This window comes from Coriobacteriia bacterium, assembly GCA_014859305.1.
Taxonomy (GTDB): Bacteria; Actinomycetota; Coriobacteriia; order Anaerosomatales; family Kmv31; genus Kmv31.
The window spans coordinates 1-16683 of record JACUUM010000022.1; the positions used below are offsets into that span (position 1 = coordinate 1).

Here is a 16683-nt window from a genome sequence, read left to right on the forward strand (position 1 = left end):
CGACCCTCTACCTGAGAGAATCCTGGTCGGGCTGACAGGATTTGAACCTGCGACCTCTTGACCCCCAGTCAAGTGCGCTACCAAACTGCGCCACAGCCCGATATCGTTCTGACCTGCGAGAACATCTCCCGCTTCGGCCGGAAGCGAACGGATTATATCACGCGCCGCCCCAGCCCGCGGGCACCGCGGGAACGGCCCGCCCCACGGCGTCTCAGCCCTCCCCCTCGGGCCCTCCGGTCACGCCCCCGCGGTACATCACGACCTCGACCTCCTCCAGCGTGATGAGCCCGTCGGAGACCATCGCGCCGAAGACCTCGGCGAGCGCCACGATGCGGCTCTCCACGTCGATCACGGTGACCACGAGCGGCAGGTCGGCGGACATGCGCAGGTCGTACCGAGCGTGCAGCCGGCTCGTGGCGCCGAAGCCGGTGATGCCGCGCAGAACCGTGGCGCCCGCGCACCCCGCCGCCCGCGCCTGCTCCACGAGCGCCACGTAGAGCGGCCTGTCGTCGTAGGTGTCCGATTCCCCCACGTAGGCCGAGAGCCTCAGCGCCCGGCCGAAGAGTTCGCTCCTCACGGTGGGCCTCCTTGCCGAACCGTCACTCTATCGCATGCATCGGCGCGCAGTCCCGCCGCGCCTGAGGGGTGCGCCCGCGACTCACCCCGTCCGCCTGCCCCCCAGCAGCGCCGCGACGCGGTCCAGCAGGGCCCGGGCGAGCGCGCTCTTCTCCATCTCCGGCAGCTCCTCGGCGCCGCCGGCCGAGACGAGCGTCCAGCGGTTGCGCGTCGAGCCGAAGCCTAGCCCGGGGACCGAGACGTCGTTGGCGACCACGAGGTCGAGCTCCTTGGCCTCCAGCTTGGCGCGCGCGTTCTGCACGAGGCGCTCCGTCTCGGCGGCGAAGCCCACGAGCACCCGCTTCCCCTTACGTTCCCCGAGCTCGGCGAGGATGTCGGGGTTGCGCTCCAGCCGCAGCACATCCGGCGCCTCGTCCTTCTTGACCTTGCCCGGCGACGCCTCGGCCGGCCGGAAGTCGGCCACCGCCGCCGCGGCGATCACGCACTCGGACTCCCCGTACGCCGCCCCCACGGCGTCGCGCATCTGAAGCGCGGTCGTCACGCGCACCACTCGCACGCCGAAGGGGTCCGGCAGCTCGCACGGGCCGCTCACCAGGGTGACCTCGGCGCCGCGCCGCGCGGCTTCCTCGGCGATGGCGAAGCCCGTCCTGCCCGAGGACCGGTTGCCGAGGAAGCGCACGGCGTCGATCGGCTCCCGCGTGCCGCCGGCGGTCACGAGCACCCGCACGCCCGCCAGGTCGCGCGACCGGCGGGCCTCGGCGAGGATCGCCTCGAGGATGTCGGGGAGCTCCGCCAGGCGCCCCTCCCCCACCTCGCCGCATGCGAGCTCGCCGGCGGCGGGCTCCACGACGACCGCGCCGCGCTCGCGCAGCGCGCGCACGTTGGCCTGCGTGGCGTCGCGGCGCCACATATGCACGTTCATCGCCGGCGCGAGCACCAGCGGCGCCTCGGTGGCGAGCGCCACCGTGGTCAGAAGGTCGTCGGCGCGCCCGCAGGCCAGCTCCGCCAAGGTGTTGGCGGTGCACGGAGCGACGGTCAGCACGTCGGCCTCCTCGGCGAGCGAGACGTGGTGCACGCGGCTCGCGGGCTCCTCCCACAGCGAGACGGCGACCGGCTCGCCGGTGAGCGCGCGGAAGGTGGCGGGCCCGATGAGGCGGGTGGCGGCCTCGGTCATCACGACCTTGACCCGCAGCCCCTCGCGCATCAGCGCGCGCGCGAGCTCGCAGGCCTTGTACGCCGCGACGCAGCCCGTCACTCCGAGCACGACCGTCGTCCGGCTCACGCGCGCCTCCTCCGCCGCCGTCGGACCGATGGTTCCCGGCATTATCGCACTTCCCCGGCCGCCGAGCGGGTAAGACTCCAGGAAGGGTCCCCTTGCCCGAGAGGAGACGGCGTGGCACGCGACGAGGCGTTCGAGAGGATGCTCGAGATCGAGTACGACAAGGCGGAGCCGATCCTGAGGCGCACGCTGCTGGAGCGCGCCCCGGCCTTCGGCGTCTCCGCCGAGACCCTCCAGGCGCTGCGCGCGCTCCCCGAGGGCCGCTACACGCGCGAGGAGCTCGAGCGGTCCGTGACGCGGCGTGGCGGAGTCCGAGCCCCTGGGCCGGGTGCGGCGGGACCGCCGTGCTGAGCTCCGGACCCGGCTTGGGAACAAACCCGACGAGGGCCGGCGCCCGGGCGGGCGCTCCTCGGCGCGGCGCCGAGGCCCCTAGCGAGCAGGAGGGTACGCATGGCAACCACCGCACCCCCGTACGGCCGCGAGGTCCGCATCAAGGTCGCCGGGCCCGCCGGCGCGGGCATCAAGGCCTCGGGCGAGACGCTCGCCCGCTCCTTCGCGAAGGCGGGACTCAACGTCTTCGACCTCACCGAGTACCCATCGCTGATCAAGGGCGGGCACAACGTCTACGTCCTGCGCGTGAGCGCCGATCCCATCACCAGCCACGTGGACCCCGTGGACGTGCTCGTGGCGCTCGACCAGCTCACGGTCGAGCTCAACGCCTCCGAGCTCGTCGACGGCGGCGCGCTGGTCTACGACCCCGACGACGTGACGCTCGACACGCTCGACGCCCGCCTGCGCGAGCGCATCTGCCCGGTGCCGGTGCGCCTCACGCAGATCGTCAAGGACGCCGGCGGCAAGCCGATCATGCGCAACGTCGCCGCGCTCGGCGCGGTCATCGGGCACCTCGACTTCCCGCTCCGCTTCCTGAGCGAATCGCTCCACACCCAGTTCGCGCGCAAGGCGCCCGAGATCGCCGAGCAGAACGTCGCCGTGGCCGCCGCCGGGCACGACGCCGCGCGCGAGGCGGGCTGCGCCTTCCCCGGCAGGGTCGAGCCGCTCCCCGACGCGCCCGAGAAGCTGCTCGTCGACGGTAACGAGTCCGTCGGGCTGGGGGCGCTGGCCGCGGGCATCGGCTTCTACGCCGCCTACCCCATGACGCCGGCGAGCCCGCTGCTGCACTTCATGGCCCGCTACGGAGCCGACGCCGGCGTGGTCGTCAAGCACACCGAGGACGAGATCGCCGCCATGAACATGGTCGTGGGCGCGGCGTTCGGCGGCGGGCGCACCATGTGCGCGAGCGCCGGCGGCGGCTTCGCGCTGATGGTCGAGGCCTTCGGGCTGGCGGGTGTGAGCGAGTCGGCGGTCGTCGTCGGCGTGTTCTCGCGCACCGCGCCCGGCACGGGCCTGCCGACCTGGACGGAGCAGGCCGACCTGCGCTACGTCATGCACGCCGCCCCGGGCGAGTTCCCGCGCGTCATCCTCTCGCCCGGCGACATGACGGACTGCTTCGAGCTGGCGTGGAAGGCGTTCAACCTCGCCGACCGGCTCCAGACGCCGGTGGTGCTCCTGTCCGAGCAGTACCTCCAGGAGAGCCACGCCTCCGTGGAGCCCTTCGACGTGGCCGCCGTGACGATCGACCGCGGCAAGCTGATCCCGGAAGGCGACGTGTCCCGGCACGACGGCGCGCTGGGCTGCGAGGGGCGCTACCTGCGCTACAAGCTCACCGAGGACGGCGTCAGCTGGCGGGCGCTGCCCGGCGTGCGCGGGGCGAGCCAGGTCGTGAACTCGTACGAGCACGACGAGTACGGGCACGCCGAGGAGGGCGCCCAGATGCGCGCGCTCCAGGAGGAGAAGCGGATGAAGAAGCTCGACCTGGCGCGCACGCTCGTGCCGCCGCCTGCGTACTTCGGGCCCGAGGAGGCCGACGTCTCGGTCGTGCTCTTCGGCGCCACCAAGCTGCCCGTGCTGGAGGCGCGGGACTGGCTCGAAGCCTCCGGCGTCGCCGTCAACGTCATGCAGGTCGTGACGCTGTGGCCCTTCCCGACGGACGAGGTCCGCGCGTTCCTCGGCGCCGCGAGACGCTCGCTGGTCGTGGAGGGCAACTACTCCGGTCAGCTCGAGGGGCTCATCCGGCAGCACGCCTTGCTCGAGGTCGACGAGCACCTGCGGCGCTACGACGGGCGTCCGTTCAGCCCCGAGCAGGTCTTCGGCAAGGTGCTCGCGATGGTCGGCCGAGGACCGGAGGAGGCCGCGGCGCCCGCGCCCGAGGAGCGGACGGCCGTGCAGGTCGGAGAGCCGAGCGGGAAGGGGGCGGACCGATGAGCGAGCGCGACGGCACGCGGCCGACGATCACCCCGAACGACTTCGACATCTTCAGGCCGCTCAACTGGTGCCCGGGGTGCGGCAACTACCAGATGCTCTCCGCGATGAAGGCCGCGCTCGCCGACCTCGGGCTCGCGCAGCACGAGTTCGCGATCGTCTTCGGCATCGGACAGCACGGCAACGGCGCGGATTTCATCAAGGTGCAGGCCTTCCACGCGCTGCACGGGCGCGCCCTGCCGACCGCGACGGGTCTGGCGCTGGTCAACCCCGACCTGAGGATCATCGTGCAGTCCGGCGACGGCGACGGGTACGGCCTGGGGATGGGCCACTTCGTGCACAGCGTGAGGCGCAACATCGACATCGCCTACATCGGCCACAACAACCAGATCTACGGGCTCACGACCGGACAGGCCTCCCCCACCTCCAACCAGGGCATGAAGACCCCCTCCACGCCCTCCGGCGTGCTGGAGGAGCCGGTGAACCCGCTGGGGGTGGCGCTCGCGGAGGGCGCGACCTTCGTCGCGCGCGCGTTCGCCGGGGACGTGGGGCACATGACGTGGCTGTTCAAGGAGGCGATCTCGCATCGGGGCTTCGCTCTGGTCGACGTCTTCCAGCCGTGCGTGACGTTCAACAAGATCAACACGTTCAAGTGGTACCGCGAGCGCGTCTACAAGCTCGAGGAGGCCGACTACGAGCCCGACGACCGCACGCGGGCGTTCGAGCTGGCCGAGTCGATCGTGCACATCCACAACGAGGACCCTCCCGAGGCCAGCCGCATCCCCACCGGCATCTTCTACCGCCAGGAGGGCGTCCCGACGTACCAGGACGGCGTCCCCCAGCTGGCCGACGGCCCGCTGTGGAAGCGCGCGCGGGAGCCCAGGGACGTGACCGGGGTGTTGCGCGCCTTCGCGTGAGGGGCCGCCCGCCGCGCGGCCGGCGGGGGTCACGGCGTTCACCGGCGAGTCACGCGCCGGCGGCGCGGCCCCATCCGTCCTCCTGCACGAGCCGGATGAACCGCTCGGCCAGGTGAGGATCGAACTGCGTGCCCATGTTGAGGTCGATCTCCTGCAGCGCGGCCTCGGCCGAGAGCGCCGAGCGGTACGGCCGGTCCGAGACCATCGCGTCGTACGCGTCGCATATCGCGAGGATCCTCGCCTCCAGGGGGATGTCCTCGCCCGCGGCCCCGCTCGGGTACCCCTCGCCGTCCCAGCGCTCGTGGTGCGCGATGACCCAGGGCACGATCTCCCCGAGCGACGTCCCCGACAGGATCCGTTGCGCAAGCACGGGGTGCTCCCGCACGTGACGCCTCTCCTCGGCATCCAGCGGCCCGGGCTTGCGAAGGACGGCGTCGGAGATGCCGATCTTGCCCACGTCGTGCAGGATCGCCGCCGCCTCCAGCAGCCGCACCGTCTCCGGCGCCAGCCCGATGTCCTCGGCGAGCCTGACGGCGAGGGACGCCACCGTGCGCGAATGGAACCTCGTCCCGGGGTCTCGCGCGTCCACGGCCGCGGCGAGGGACTGCATCGTGTCCAGCACGTGCTCCTCCTGCAGCAGACGTATGCGCTCCTCGGCGTCGAGCACCGCGATCACCTCGGGGTCGTAGGCGACCACGCGGTCCCTGCCGTGCAGCTTCGCCCAGTACTGCGCCCCGTCGGCGAAGCGGATCAGCTCGTCCTTGCCGGACGCGTGCGCGGGGAACGACGCCACGCCGAAGGAGGCGCGCACCGGCGGCACGGCGCGGCCCCGCATGCCCGCCAGGGCCGCGCGCATCGACTCGCAGGCCTCCGTCGCCGCGGCGGGCCCGGTCTCGGGCATCACCACCGCGAACTCGTCCCCCCCGATGCGCGCCACCGTGGACCGGCGCGGCGCGACGGAGGTGAGCGCGCGCCCCGTCTCCTCCAGGACCGCGTCGCCGGCCGGGTGCCCGAGCAGGTCGTTCAGGTGACCGAAGAGGTCGATGTCGAGGATGGCCAGGCTCAGCTGTTCGCCGTACCTGCCGGCCACCGCCAGCTCGGTGGCGAGGACCTCGTGGAAGCTGCGGTGGTTCGGCAGCCCCGTCACCGCGTCGAGCGCGGCGATGCCGTGCAGCGCGCGGTTCTCGCCGGTGATGAGCGCGGTCCGGGCGACGAGCAGGACCGCCAGAGAACCGACGATCGTCGCCGACTCGAGGCGCGTGAGCACCGGCGACGCCGAGACGTGCGCCTGGTGGATGGACAGCGCCGAAGCGAGGAAGGCCGCGCCCAGGACCGCCGAGGCGGTCCACGAGCCCACCGGCAGCCGGACGGGCGGCAGCGGGCGGATGTCCCAACGCTCCTCGGCAGAGGTCAGGCGGTAGACGGCGGCCACGAAGAGCAGGTGGTGCCCGAACGCCCACATCGCCTCCACTCCCGGCGCGAGAGGACCGCCGACGCGCACGGCGGACAGGTACCACAGCGGCCATGCGGCCAGCCCCACCGCGAAGACGCCGATGCCCGCCGCCGCGATGCGCTCCCACGGCGTCCAGCGCGACGCCTTCAGGCCGACGAGGTTCGTCAACGTCCCGCCGAAGACCACCACGGCGATCACGGGGTAGGCCGCGGCGAGCAGCCGCTCCAGGCGAGGCACGTCGGAGAACGGCGCGTACAGCGGCGTGATGAGGACCGACAGCGTGACCACGAAGGCCAGCCCGGCCGCGAGCAGCGCGTCGACCGCGTAGCGGAACCGCGTGACGCCCGCCGGGACCCGCAGACGCGTCATCGAGATGAGCAGCGCCACGAAGGCGGTCGCGCCGCCCAGGGTCAGCACGACAGTGGGGGCGGTCCAAGCGAGCTCCCCGCCGAGCCGGGCCTGCAGCCACGCGACGTACGCCTCGTTGGCGAAGACCAACCCAGTCGCGACTCCCAGCAGCGTCCAGAAGCGCCGCTCGGATTCCCGCGCCCTCACGGCCGACGCGAGGCAGCCCGCCACGGCCAGCGCGTAGGGGACCAGGAAGGCGGTCCTGGAGACGGGCAGCCGCCATGATGGGGGGACGCCGAGGCCGCCGGGGACGAGGAACAGGAGCATCAGCGGGGCACCGGCGGCCCACGCGGCGATCCGCAGCCGCGCCCGGCCGCGGCCGAGGGCGGAGGACGTCTCGGGCCTCTCCGTCTCGAGCACGGCGTCCTTCCGGGTCCGTCCTGATCCGGCAGCCGCCGCCCTCCGCGTCCCGCCGGCCACGCGACGTCACCAGGATACGCGCAGGCGTGCCGGTTCGTCACCAGCCGGGTCGGGACGAGAGCGACGGGGGCCGTCCGTCAGCGAGACGCCCCGCGCGAGCCGCAGCCGGTCAGGCGGCCACGAAGCCCATCTCGCGCGCCTCGGCGAAGGCCGCGAGCGCCTGGGCGATGTCGTCGTCGGTGTGGGTCGCCATCAGACAGGTGCGCAGGCGGTCGGTCCCCCTCGGCACCGCGGGGTGCACGATCGGGCACACGAAGACCCTGCGGTCGAACATGTGGCGCGTGAGGTCCATCGCCTTGCCCTCGTCACCCACGAGCACCGGCACCACGCAGGTGGTCGCCCGCATGGTGTCCCATCCCTGCGCGCGCAGCCCCTCCGCGTAGGCGCGCTGCACCTCGTGTAGGCGCGCCACGCGCCAGGGCTCCTCCTCGATCACGTCGAAGGCGGCCAGGGCGGCCGCGGTCTGGGCCGGCGGGAGCGCCGCGGAGAAGATGAACGGCCGGGACATGTGCCGCTGGTAGTCCACGAGCTCGCCGGTGCCGGCGAGGTACCCGCCCACGGACGGGATCGACTTGGACAGCGTGCCCATCTTCAGATCGACGACGCCGGGCATGCCGAAGTGCTCCTCGATGCCGTGCCCCGTCGCGCCGAGCGAGCCGACCGAGTGCGCCTCGTCCACCATCAGCCGCGCGCCGTGCTCGCGGCACAGCTCCACAGCCCTGGGCAGGTCCATCACGTCGCCGTCCATCGAGAACACGGAGTCGGCGGCGACCAGGACGGTACGGTACGCACCCTCCGCCTCGGCGAGGAGCTTCTCCAGGTGGCCCATGTCGTTGTGACGGTACGTCTTCCACCTGGCGCCCGAGAGCAGGCACCCGTCCACGATGCTCGCGTGGTCGAGCTTGTCCATCAGCACCAGGTCGCCGGGTCCGGTGAGCCCGGTGATGATGGCGATGTTGGTCACGTAGCCCGAGGAGTACACGCAGGCGTCCTCGCGGCCGGTGAAGCGCGCGATGCGCTCCTCGAGCGCCTCGTGCAGGTCGGTGGTGCCGGTGAGCAGGCGCACGCCCCCGGCGCCGGTGCCGTACTCGGCCAGGGCCTCGGCTGCTGCCTCCTCGATCCGCGGGTGCCCGATGAGGCCGAGGTAGCTGTACGACGCGAGCTGCACCATCTCGCGTCCGTCGGCCATCCGGACACGGTGGTTGGTCTTGCCGGTGGTGGCCTGGAGGTAGAAGTACCGGTCGGCGGCCTCGGCCGCGGCCCGTCGCGCCGCGAACGCCGCGATCCTCTCGTCGATGCCGTCGCGGCGCATCGCGGCACGCGGAAGCGTTTCCATTCGACCCCCCTGAACCGTCGGCCGACCCTCGGTATGTGCACAACTCTGTGTACAGACTATACCACTGGGCGGGAGCACCCTGACGTGCCGCCGTCGCCGACGCCGCCGGCCCACAGGACGCGGGCGCTCCCGGCGGGACGTCCTTCCCCGGCTCCGTCCTCGGGTATCATCCCGACTAGGAGCAGCGGGCGCCGTGCGACGCGCTCGCGGCGGGGAGGAAGGAGCGGCCCGTGGCCGACGTGCTGATGGTGATCGCGCCCGACCAGTTCCGCGACGAGGAGTACGCGGTGCCCAAGGACATCCTCGAGGAGCGCGGCGCGCGCGTCGTGACCGGCAGCGTGGCGCCGGGCCCCTGCCGCGGCAAGCTCGGCCTGATGGCCATGGCCGACGTCGGCCTGGACGAGGTGGACCACGCGGACTACGACGCCGTGGTCTTCGTGGGCGGGGCGGGCTCGAACGTCTTCTTCGACGACGTCGTGGCCCATGCCCTCGTGCGGGCGGCACACGACAGCGGGAGGATCCTCGGCGCCATCTGCATCGCGCCGTCGATCCTGGCGCACGCCGGCATCCTGAGGGGAAGACGGGTGACGTCCTTCCCCTCCCAGCGCGAGGACCTGGAGGCGCACGGCGCCGTGGTCACCGACGCGCCCGTCGAGGTCGATGGGCGGATCGTCACCGCCTGCGGCCCCGAGGCGGCGCATGACTTCGGCACGGCCCTCGCCGACGCGCTCGGACTGCCGTAGCGCCGTCCCCGGCGACACGCCGGGATCGCCGACCACACCCGTCGGAAGGAGCGCCACGTGAAGATGCACCGCTGCCGTATCTGCGGGGAGACCTACCTCGGCACCGAGGTGCCCAGCCACTGCCCGTTCTGCGGCGCGCATCGCGAGTCCATCGTAGAGACCTCCGAGTACCCCCCGGGCGTCAACGACGTCCGGCTCACGGAGGTCGAGCGTTCGGACCTCGAGGCGGCGGTCGAGCTGGAGCGGTCCAACACGCGGTTCTACCTGGGGATGTCGACACACAAGGACAACGACGCGCTGGCCTCGGCGTACAAGCGCCTCTCGCGGGTGGAGTCCGAGCACTGCTCGCTGTTCTGCAAGCTGCTGAGACGGCCGAAGCCCGACGACCTCGCCGAGCCGGGCGAGACCACCGGAACGTGGGCCGGCGACATCGAGGAGTCGGTGCGGCGCGAGCGGCGCGCAGCCGCGCTGTACGCCGAGTTCGCAGAGCGCGCCACGTCCGAGCGGCTGCGCGAGGTCTTCGCCGCGGTGGCCGAGGTCGAGCGCGACCACATCGAGCTCGACGCCGAGGCGAAGCGGTACGTGTAGCCGGAGGAGTCGAGGAGTACCGGCGCTCACAGCTCCTTGCGCTCGAACAGCCGGACGGCCGCCGCGAGCGCCAGCGCTCCGGTCGCGGCGCCGGTGACGAGCGGGAACAGGAGATCGCCCGGCCGGGACATGACGACGTCGGTCGGCGCCCCCACCAGCCCCGCGGGCGTGTAGCGCAACGCCGGCCCCCAGAGGCTGAGCACGGACAGCACCAGGAAGACGCCGAGCCCGGCGCCCGCGGCTCCCGCTTGGGAGTCCACCGCCACCGACAGCAGCGTCATGATCCCGAGGAGCATCAGACCCCACACCAGCCATACGCCGGTGGCCTCGGCCAGCGGACGATAGGGCGCCTCGCCGAAGACCGCGTAGGTGACGCCCCAGGTCAGCAAGGCCCCGATGGTGACGGCGCACACGAGCAGCACCGCGTTGCCGGCGAACTTGGCGAGCACGAAGGCCGCGCGGGTGAGCGGCTTGGTCAGCACCAGCACCGCGGTCCCGGAGCGGCGCTCGGCCGAGACGACGCCGCCGAAGATGATGACGATCGCGAACGTCACCAGCTGCGCGAGGTTCTGGGTCCACTGGAGGAATCCGTCGGTGTAGGTGGGTGTGGGGATCCGGATGACGACGCCCTCCTGCCCGGCGCCGACCGACTCCAGCAACTGCGGCGTGAGCTTGGCCAGCACCGGCCCGGACAGGGCGAAGAACACCACGATGCCGGGAAGCACCCAGATCCGCCATGTCCGCGCTATCTCGATCATCTCCTTGCGGAGGAACGCGGTGGAGCCGCGCATCTCAAGCCTCACCCCCGACGAGGTCCACGAAGACCTCCTCGAGACTGATCTCGCCCGCCTCGAGACGCCTGATGCCGACCCCGCGCTCAGCCACAGCGGCGGGTACGGCGACGCGGGCGGCCTCGATGTCCGTGACCGTCAGCACCATGCCCCCGTCGGGCAGGCGCTGCACGCCGGCCGCCCATGGCTGCGCGGCGAAGGCCACGGCGAGGTCGTCGGCTGCCTCCGTCACGTCCAGCACCAGCTTCTGCGCGCCGTACCGCGCCTTGAGCTCGCCGATGGCCGCCTGCGTGACCACCTTGCCCGCATGCAGGATCGCCACCGTGTCGCACACGCGCTCCACGTCGGAGAGGATGTGCGTCGAGAAGAAGACCGTCGTGCGCCCCGCCAATCCGGCGATCATGTCGAGGACCTCCTTGCGCCCGATCGGGTCCAGCGCCGAGGTCGGCTCGTCCAGCATCAGCAGCCTCGGCGCGTTCACCAGCGCCTGGGCCACGCCGAGCCGTTGCTTCATGCCGCGCGAGTAGCCCCCCACCGGCGTACGGACGCCGCTCAGCCCCGCGAGATCGAGGAGGAGCTCGATGCGCTCCTCGAGCTCTCCCCCACCGAGCCCGAAGAGCGACCCGGCGAACCGGAGGAACTCGTCCCCGCGCATCCACTCGTAGAAGCCGGGCACGTCGGGCAGGTAGCCGACGACCCTGCGCACGTCGTTGGTCGCGGTGACGACGTCGCGGCCCAGGATGCGCGCCCCTCCCGACGTGGGGCGCGCGAGACCGGTGAGGATCCGCAGCGTCGTGGTCTTCCCCGCGCCGTTGGGCCCCAGGAACCCGAACACCGAGCCCTCGGCCACCGTGAGGTCGACGCCGTCCAGCGCGCGCACCTCCCCGTAGACCTTGGAGAGGGCCCGTATCTCGATGGCGGGGCCGGAGGGGCCCGTCGCAGCCGGCGAGCCCCCCGCGCTCGTGGCCGCCGCGGCCGCAGCGCTCACCGGTGCTCCTCGCGGCCGCCGTAGAGCTTATCCGCGATGCGCTTCGCGCGGTCCTCGGCAGCGGCACGGTCGACCAGCGGCGAGGGGCGTTCGTCGGGCGAGTACTTCACGCGTCCGAGGGCGAAGTACAGGATGGACCCGATGAGCTGGCCGAACACGATGATCGCGCCCCACAGCCACTTGCGGTCGCCCAGTGTCACGTGTGGACGCCGCAGGAGGTCGACGAGCGCCGCGACCTGCAAGGCCAGCTGCAGCGCCGACAGCACGAGCAGCAGCGGCAGCATCTCGGCGGGCAGCCCCGCTTCGGCCAGCGCGACACGCACCTGATCGAACACGTGCCTCTCCTCCCATCCAGGCCCGGGCCGAGCCGGACCCGACCGAGGGCGGAAGCCCCCGGCAACCGGTCCCCTACCCTCCGCCGATCGTCTCCAGCGCCTCGGCGTACGCCGCGAACGTGGGGGCGTCGAACAGCACGAACGTGACGTCCATCGGCGCGGCGCCCTCCCCCGCGAGCGAGGCCAGCGACTCGCGGACCGCGCGAAGCGCCACCCCGGCGGCCTCGCGCACGGGGTAGCCGTACGCGCCGGTGGAGATCGACGGGAACGCCAGGCGCGCCAGCCCGCTCGCGGCGGCCAGCCGCAGGCTCTCGCGGTACGCGCTCGCGAGCGTGTCGGCCTCCCCGCTGTCCCCGCCGTGCCACACCGGTCCCACCGTGTGGATCACGTGGCGTGCGGGCAGCATCCCTCCGGTAGTCATCACCGCCTGGCCCGGCGGGAGAGGCCCCCGTTTCTCGACGATCCTCTTGCACTCCTCGTACAGCGAGCGCCCCGCCGCCCGGTGTATCGCTCCGTCGACGCCTCCGCCCCCGAGCAGTCCCGGGTTCGCCGCGTTCACGATCGCGTCGCCATCGAAGCGCGTGATGTCGCCGGGCACCAGACGGAGGGTCCCGCCGACGACCTCGATCTCTCGCACTCCTCCCACCACATCGCCTCCTTCCGACGCCTCCGGACCGCCTGTCGCATCCGCTACTGCAGCGCCCGCTCCTCGGCCACCGCGCGCAGCGTCCGCTCGTAGCGCGGCGTCAGGCTCTCGAACGTGTACGTCCCCGCGGTCTCCCGCATGGCGCTCGGCGCCGGCCGCTGCGCGATCAGCAGCGCCAGGCGATCGACGAGCTCCGCCACGCTACCGTACCGCATCTCGACGGGGTAGAGCTCGGGGTACGCGAGGCGGTCGGGGACCAGCGGGTAGCACCCCGCGTACGCCGCCTCCATCATCGCGATGCCGAAGAACTCGTTGACCGCGGTGGAGACCGCGACGTCGCTGCCGCGCAGCAGCGCCGCGTACGCGTCGCGGTCCGGCGGCTCGCCCAGGTGGCACAAGCGTGCGCCAAGCGCCTCGCACGCGCCGGCGAAGACCTCGGGCCGCTCAGCGAAGGCCTGTCCGGCAACGGCCACCTCGAAGTCCAGCCCCGCGTCCGCGAGCCGGCCGACCGCCTCGAAGAACGCCTCCGGGTCCTTGTCGTGCTCCCAGCGGTGCGGCCACACGATGCGGCAGCGCTCGCGGCGCTCGAGCGGGGCCGCGTCCAGCGCCTGCGCGTCGAAGGGCGGCGGGAGCACGGCCGACCTCGCCGCGATCCTCTCCACGAGACACTTCGGGCGGTGGTCCGGGAAGCGCTTCATGAACCCCGGGATCTCCCCGAGGAACCCCTCCAGGTTGTAGCGGCTGTTGAACAGGCAGGCGTCCGCCGCGAGAGCCGACGTGATGTTGGTCAGCGGGAACTGGAAGTCCCACTCGGCCTCGTGACGAACGGGGTAGACGAGCTGGTTCTCGTGGAAGTAGACCACGCACGGCACGCCGGCCAGCGCCTCTCCGGCGAGCCCCTTGAGCTCCGCCAGGTTGACGAACGTGGAGGCGAGCACCACGTCCCATGCCCGTCCGCGCCGGTCCAGCGCCCCCTTCTCGGCGCGCTCGGCGTGCGTGGCGCGCGCCTGCCCGGCGAACGTGAGGGCCGAGCCGCGCATCCGCCACTTCCACTTCCGTGCCGGCAGCGTCAGCGCCTCGCAGGACCACCCCCGCGCGCTCAGCCGCTCCAGCAGGCCGTCCAGCACCGCACGGTGCGAGCCGCCGTGGTACGGCTCCACCGCGAGCAAGCGGACGGCGTCCACCGGCTAGACCTCCTCCACGTCCGGTCCGGCCTGCTCCGGGCCGCTCCGGCCCGGGCGGCGCCTGCGGGGCGGCCGGTACGCGGGGCACGCGTAGTCCTCGTGCCGCACAGAGGCCAGCGCGTCGGCGACCATGCGCCCCGTGTCGAGCGCGTCCTCGGCGGCGTCGAGGTCCTCCACCCGCGCGCGCGTGGCGGGCGTCCTCGGCATGAACAGCGTGCAGCAGTCGGCGTGCGGCTGGATGGATAGCTCGTAGGTGCCGATCGCCCGCGCGTCGCCGATGATCTCGAGCTTGTCCATGCCGATGAGCGGCCGCAGCACCGGCCGCGCCGCCGAGGCGTCGACCGCGGCGATGTTCTCGAGCGTCTGGGAGGCCACCTGCCCGAGGCTCTCCCCGGTCACGAGCGCCAAGGCGCCCTCCCGCTCCGCGAGGGCCTCGGCGACGCGTATCATGAGGCGCCGGTAGAGCAGCACGCGCAGGTCCGGCGGCGCCTGCAGGGAGATCTCCCGCTGCAGGTCTCCGAAGGCCACGAAGTAGAGCCTTCCGAGGCCGCCGTAGCGCTCCAGCGCACCCCCGATCTCGCGCGCGAACCGCTCTGAGAGGTCGTCGGTGTGCGGGACCCCCGAGAAGTGCACGCCCACCACCACCGCGCCGCGCTTCATCAGGCGCCACGCCGCCACCGGCGAGTCGATGCCGGCCGAGATGAGCGCCACCACCTTGCCCGACGTGCCCACCGGCAGGCCGCCCACGCCGGAGACCTTCCCCGCGTAGACGTACGCGTCCCCCTGCACGACCTCCACGTGCACGGTGACGTCGGGCTGCTGCAGGTCGACGCGAAGACCCGTCGCCTGCTGGACGGCGCGGCCGATACGCACGTTCATGTCCATCGACGACTCGGGGTAGTCCGTCGAGGAACGGCGCGCGTCCATCGCGAACGAGGAGGCGCCCGGGGCGGCCTCGGCGATGGCCTCCAGCGCCGCGCGCTCCATCTCGTCGGCCGCCCGTCCCACGAGGTACGCCGCGCCGGTGTAGGACACGCCGGGGATCGCCGCCGCGCGCCGTGCGACCTCCAGCGCCCGGCCGGGACGGGCGACGGGCACGAGGAGCCGGCTGGCTATCCTCCGCACCCGGCCGTCGGCCTCCCCTCCGAGCGCGGCGGCGAGGTTGGCGGCCAGCCGTCGCTCGAAAGCGGCGCGGTTGCGCCCTTTCAGTCCGATCTCGTGATAGTGGATGAGCGCGGCGCGGCGGAGCATGAGACGCTCCGCTACTTGATGCCTTCCTTGACCCGCTCGTAGCTGACGTCGTCGTCGGCGATCTCGTTGAGCGCGAGCGTCAGCGGCTTGGTGCTCGTGATCTGCGCGAGCTGGGTCGGGGCCACGGAGAGTATCGCCTGGTCCCGCACGCCGTGGATCATGTCGTTGATCTGGCGCGCGCGCTTCGCGGCGACGATGCAGAGCGTGTACTTGGAATCCACCTTGGAGAGCAGCAGGTCGATCTCGGGGCTTATGACGGACATACGCCTACGCGTCCTTCTCTTCGGAGATCGTGCGGACTATCGAGGCGAGCTCGCCGGCCGCCCTCGACACATCATCATTGATTACCACGAAGTCGTACGTACCCGCAATCTTCATCTCTTCGATGGCGTTCCTCATACGCCTCTCCACCTGGGCCGGGTCCTCGCTCCCCCTCCCGACGAGGCGCCGGCGCAGCTCCTCCATCGAAGGCGGTTCGATGAAGACCAGCACGGCCTCCGGCATGGCCTTCTTGACCTGCTGCGCGCCCTGGGGGTCGATCTCGAGGACGACCGTCTCGCCCCGTGACAGCCGCTCCTCCACGGGCGCCCGCAGCGTCCCGTACCGGTTGCCGTGCACCTCCGCCCACTCTATGAACCGGCCGTCGCGCACGCGGCGCTCGAACTCCTCGTGCGTGAGGAAGAGGTAGTCTTCCCCTTCGCGCTCGTCCGGGCGCGGGAGCCTGGTGGTCGCCGACACCGCGCACCAGAGGTCGGGGACCCTGGCCAAGAGCTCCTTGACCAGGGTCCCCTTACCGGCCCCGGAGGGGCCGGACACGATGATGAGGCTGCCTCTGCTCACGCCGTCGGGCGCGGGCGTCGCCGCGGCGCCGGCTAGCCGAGACGCTGCATGAGCTGCTCGCGCTGGCGGGCGCCGAGGCCCTGCACGCGGCGGCTCTCCGAGATCTCCAGGTCGCTCATGATCTTGGCGGCCTTGGCCTTGCCGAATCCCGGCAGGCTCTCCAGCAGCGTCGAGACCTTCATGCGGGCGACGATGGGGTCGTCCGCCCTCCTCATGACCTCGGCGAAGGACATCTCGCCGCGCTTGATCCTGCCGCGCAGTTCGGCACGCTTCTGTCGGGCTTCGGCGGCCTTCTTCAAGGCTGCCTGGCGATCGGCCTCGGAAAGGTTCGGCAGAGCCATGGTTCCTCCCTCTCTCGTCTCTGGGCGGAGCAGGTCCTCTTCGTCGTCCCCACGGGCCACCCCCGCGCCCGTGTCTTCCACGCAACGTACGGCTGATGTTACCTCTGACCTGCGCTTACGCCAACCCCTACCTGCTAAGTCCCCTGCTTGGGCGTCATCCAACCCGTATCCTCGAGGTGCGATGGACACGCTCCTCGGCCTCCGGTCGCTCCACCTCCGGTCGAACTCGAGCCTCGTCCCGGGGCTGTGGGACCTCCGGGGGGCCTCC

At 72.2% G+C, this 16683-nt stretch carries 18 protein-coding genes and 1 tRNA gene; 5 read left to right on the plus strand and 14 right to left on the minus strand.

The features are described from left to right. Window positions 1-23 precede the first annotated feature (23 nt). The 3 genes from IBX62_05295 to coaBC all read right to left on the minus strand — a co-directional run bounded on the left by IBX62_05295 (window position 24) and on the right by coaBC (window position 1900). A tRNA-Pro gene (locus IBX62_05295) sits at window positions 24-100 on the minus strand. 111 nt (window positions 101-211) lie between these two features. Then, window positions 212-577, minus strand: a complete 366-nt coding sequence (locus IBX62_05300; GenBank protein ID MBE0476495.1) for a DUF190 domain-containing protein — start codon at window positions 575-577, stop codon at window positions 212-214. Window positions 578-658: 81 nt separating this feature from the next. Beyond that, a complete protein-coding gene (gene coaBC, locus IBX62_05305; GenBank protein ID MBE0476496.1) occupies window positions 659-1900 on the minus strand; it encodes a bifunctional phosphopantothenoylcysteine decarboxylase/phosphopantothenate--cysteine ligase CoaBC in 1242 nt (413 codons plus the stop codon). A 69-nt stretch (window positions 1901-1969) separates the two neighbouring features. Between coaBC and IBX62_05310 the strand changes: the two genes are divergently transcribed. The 3 genes from IBX62_05310 to IBX62_05320 all read left to right on the plus strand — a co-directional run bounded on the left by IBX62_05310 (window position 1970) and on the right by IBX62_05320 (window position 5091). After that, the gene (locus tag IBX62_05310) at window positions 1970-2206 is read left to right on the plus strand and encodes a hypothetical protein (GenBank protein MBE0476497.1); all 237 of its coding nucleotides are present in this window, start codon (window positions 1970-1972) and stop codon (window positions 2204-2206) included. Window positions 2207-2305: 99 nt separating this feature from the next. Then, window positions 2306-4177: a 2-oxoacid:acceptor oxidoreductase subunit alpha gene (locus IBX62_05315; GenBank protein MBE0476498.1), complete on the plus strand. Its 1872-nt coding sequence runs from the start codon at window positions 2306-2308 to the stop codon at window positions 4175-4177. Beyond that, window positions 4174-5091 (plus strand): 2-oxoacid ferredoxin oxidoreductase, encoded by a 918-nt coding sequence (locus IBX62_05320; GenBank protein MBE0476499.1) that lies wholly within the window; start codon window positions 4174-4176, stop codon window positions 5089-5091. The genes IBX62_05315 and IBX62_05320 overlap by 4 nt, the downstream gene beginning before the upstream one ends. Before the next feature lie 49 nt (window positions 5092-5140). Here IBX62_05320 and IBX62_05325 read toward each other — a convergent pair whose 3' ends face one another. After that, window positions 5141-7312 (minus strand): diguanylate cyclase, encoded by a 2172-nt coding sequence (locus IBX62_05325; GenBank protein ID MBE0476500.1) that lies wholly within the window; start codon window positions 7310-7312, stop codon window positions 5141-5143. Between the two features lie 169 nt (window positions 7313-7481). Beyond that, window positions 7482-8708: an aminotransferase class I/II-fold pyridoxal phosphate-dependent enzyme gene (locus tag IBX62_05330; GenBank protein MBE0476501.1), complete on the minus strand. Its 1227-nt coding sequence runs from the start codon at window positions 8706-8708 to the stop codon at window positions 7482-7484. Between the two features lie 230 nt (window positions 8709-8938). Between IBX62_05330 and IBX62_05335 the strand changes: the two genes are divergently transcribed. Further along, window positions 8939-9451, plus strand: a complete 513-nt coding sequence (locus tag IBX62_05335; protein ID MBE0476502.1) for a DJ-1/PfpI family protein — start codon at window positions 8939-8941, stop codon at window positions 9449-9451. A 57-nt stretch (window positions 9452-9508) separates the two neighbouring features. Next, on the plus strand, window positions 9509-10039 hold the full coding sequence (locus IBX62_05340) for a ferritin (GenBank protein ID MBE0476503.1): 531 nt from the start codon (window positions 9509-9511) through the stop codon (window positions 10037-10039). Window positions 10040-10065: 26 nt separating this feature from the next. On the opposite strand, the gene IBX62_05345 is transcribed toward IBX62_05340, so the two are convergent. From IBX62_05345 to IBX62_05385, 9 genes are all read right to left on the minus strand, one after another. Next, a complete protein-coding gene (locus IBX62_05345) occupies window positions 10066-10830 on the minus strand; it encodes an ABC transporter permease (protein ID MBE0476504.1) in 765 nt (254 codons plus the stop codon). Window position 10831: 1 nt separating this feature from the next. Further along, on the minus strand, window positions 10832-11746 hold the full coding sequence (locus IBX62_05350; protein MBE0476505.1) for an ABC transporter ATP-binding protein: 915 nt from the start codon (window positions 11744-11746) through the stop codon (window positions 10832-10834). 68 nt (window positions 11747-11814) lie between these two features. Then, on the minus strand, window positions 11815-12102 hold the full coding sequence (locus tag IBX62_05355) for a PLDc_N domain-containing protein (GenBank protein MBE0476506.1): 288 nt from the start codon (window positions 12100-12102) through the stop codon (window positions 11815-11817). Window positions 12103-12226: 124 nt separating this feature from the next. Continuing rightward, window positions 12227-12781, minus strand: coding sequence for an O-acetyl-ADP-ribose deacetylase (locus tag IBX62_05360; GenBank protein MBE0476507.1), 555 nt, complete (start codon window positions 12779-12781; stop codon window positions 12227-12229). Window positions 12782-12843: 62 nt separating this feature from the next. After that, the gene (locus IBX62_05365; GenBank protein ID MBE0476508.1) at window positions 12844-13983 is read right to left on the minus strand and encodes a DUF3524 domain-containing protein; all 1140 of its coding nucleotides are present in this window, start codon (window positions 13981-13983) and stop codon (window positions 12844-12846) included. 3 nt (window positions 13984-13986) lie between these two features. Next, window positions 13987-15234, minus strand: a complete 1248-nt coding sequence (gene thiI, locus IBX62_05370; protein ID MBE0476509.1) for a tRNA 4-thiouridine(8) synthase ThiI — start codon at window positions 15232-15234, stop codon at window positions 13987-13989. An 11-nt stretch (window positions 15235-15245) separates the two neighbouring features. Then, window positions 15246-15497 carry a DNA-directed RNA polymerase subunit omega gene (locus IBX62_05375; protein MBE0476510.1) on the minus strand — a complete coding sequence of 84 codons (252 nt, stop codon included), beginning with the start codon at window positions 15495-15497 and terminating at the stop codon, window positions 15246-15248. A gap of 4 nt (window positions 15498-15501) precedes the next feature. Further along, the gene (gene gmk / locus IBX62_05380) at window positions 15502-16074 is read right to left on the minus strand and encodes a guanylate kinase (protein MBE0476511.1); all 573 of its coding nucleotides are present in this window, start codon (window positions 16072-16074) and stop codon (window positions 15502-15504) included. Between the two features lie 32 nt (window positions 16075-16106). Next, window positions 16107-16415: an integration host factor gene (locus IBX62_05385; protein MBE0476512.1), complete on the minus strand. Its 309-nt coding sequence runs from the start codon at window positions 16413-16415 to the stop codon at window positions 16107-16109. Between the last annotated feature and the right edge of the window lie 268 nt (window positions 16416-16683).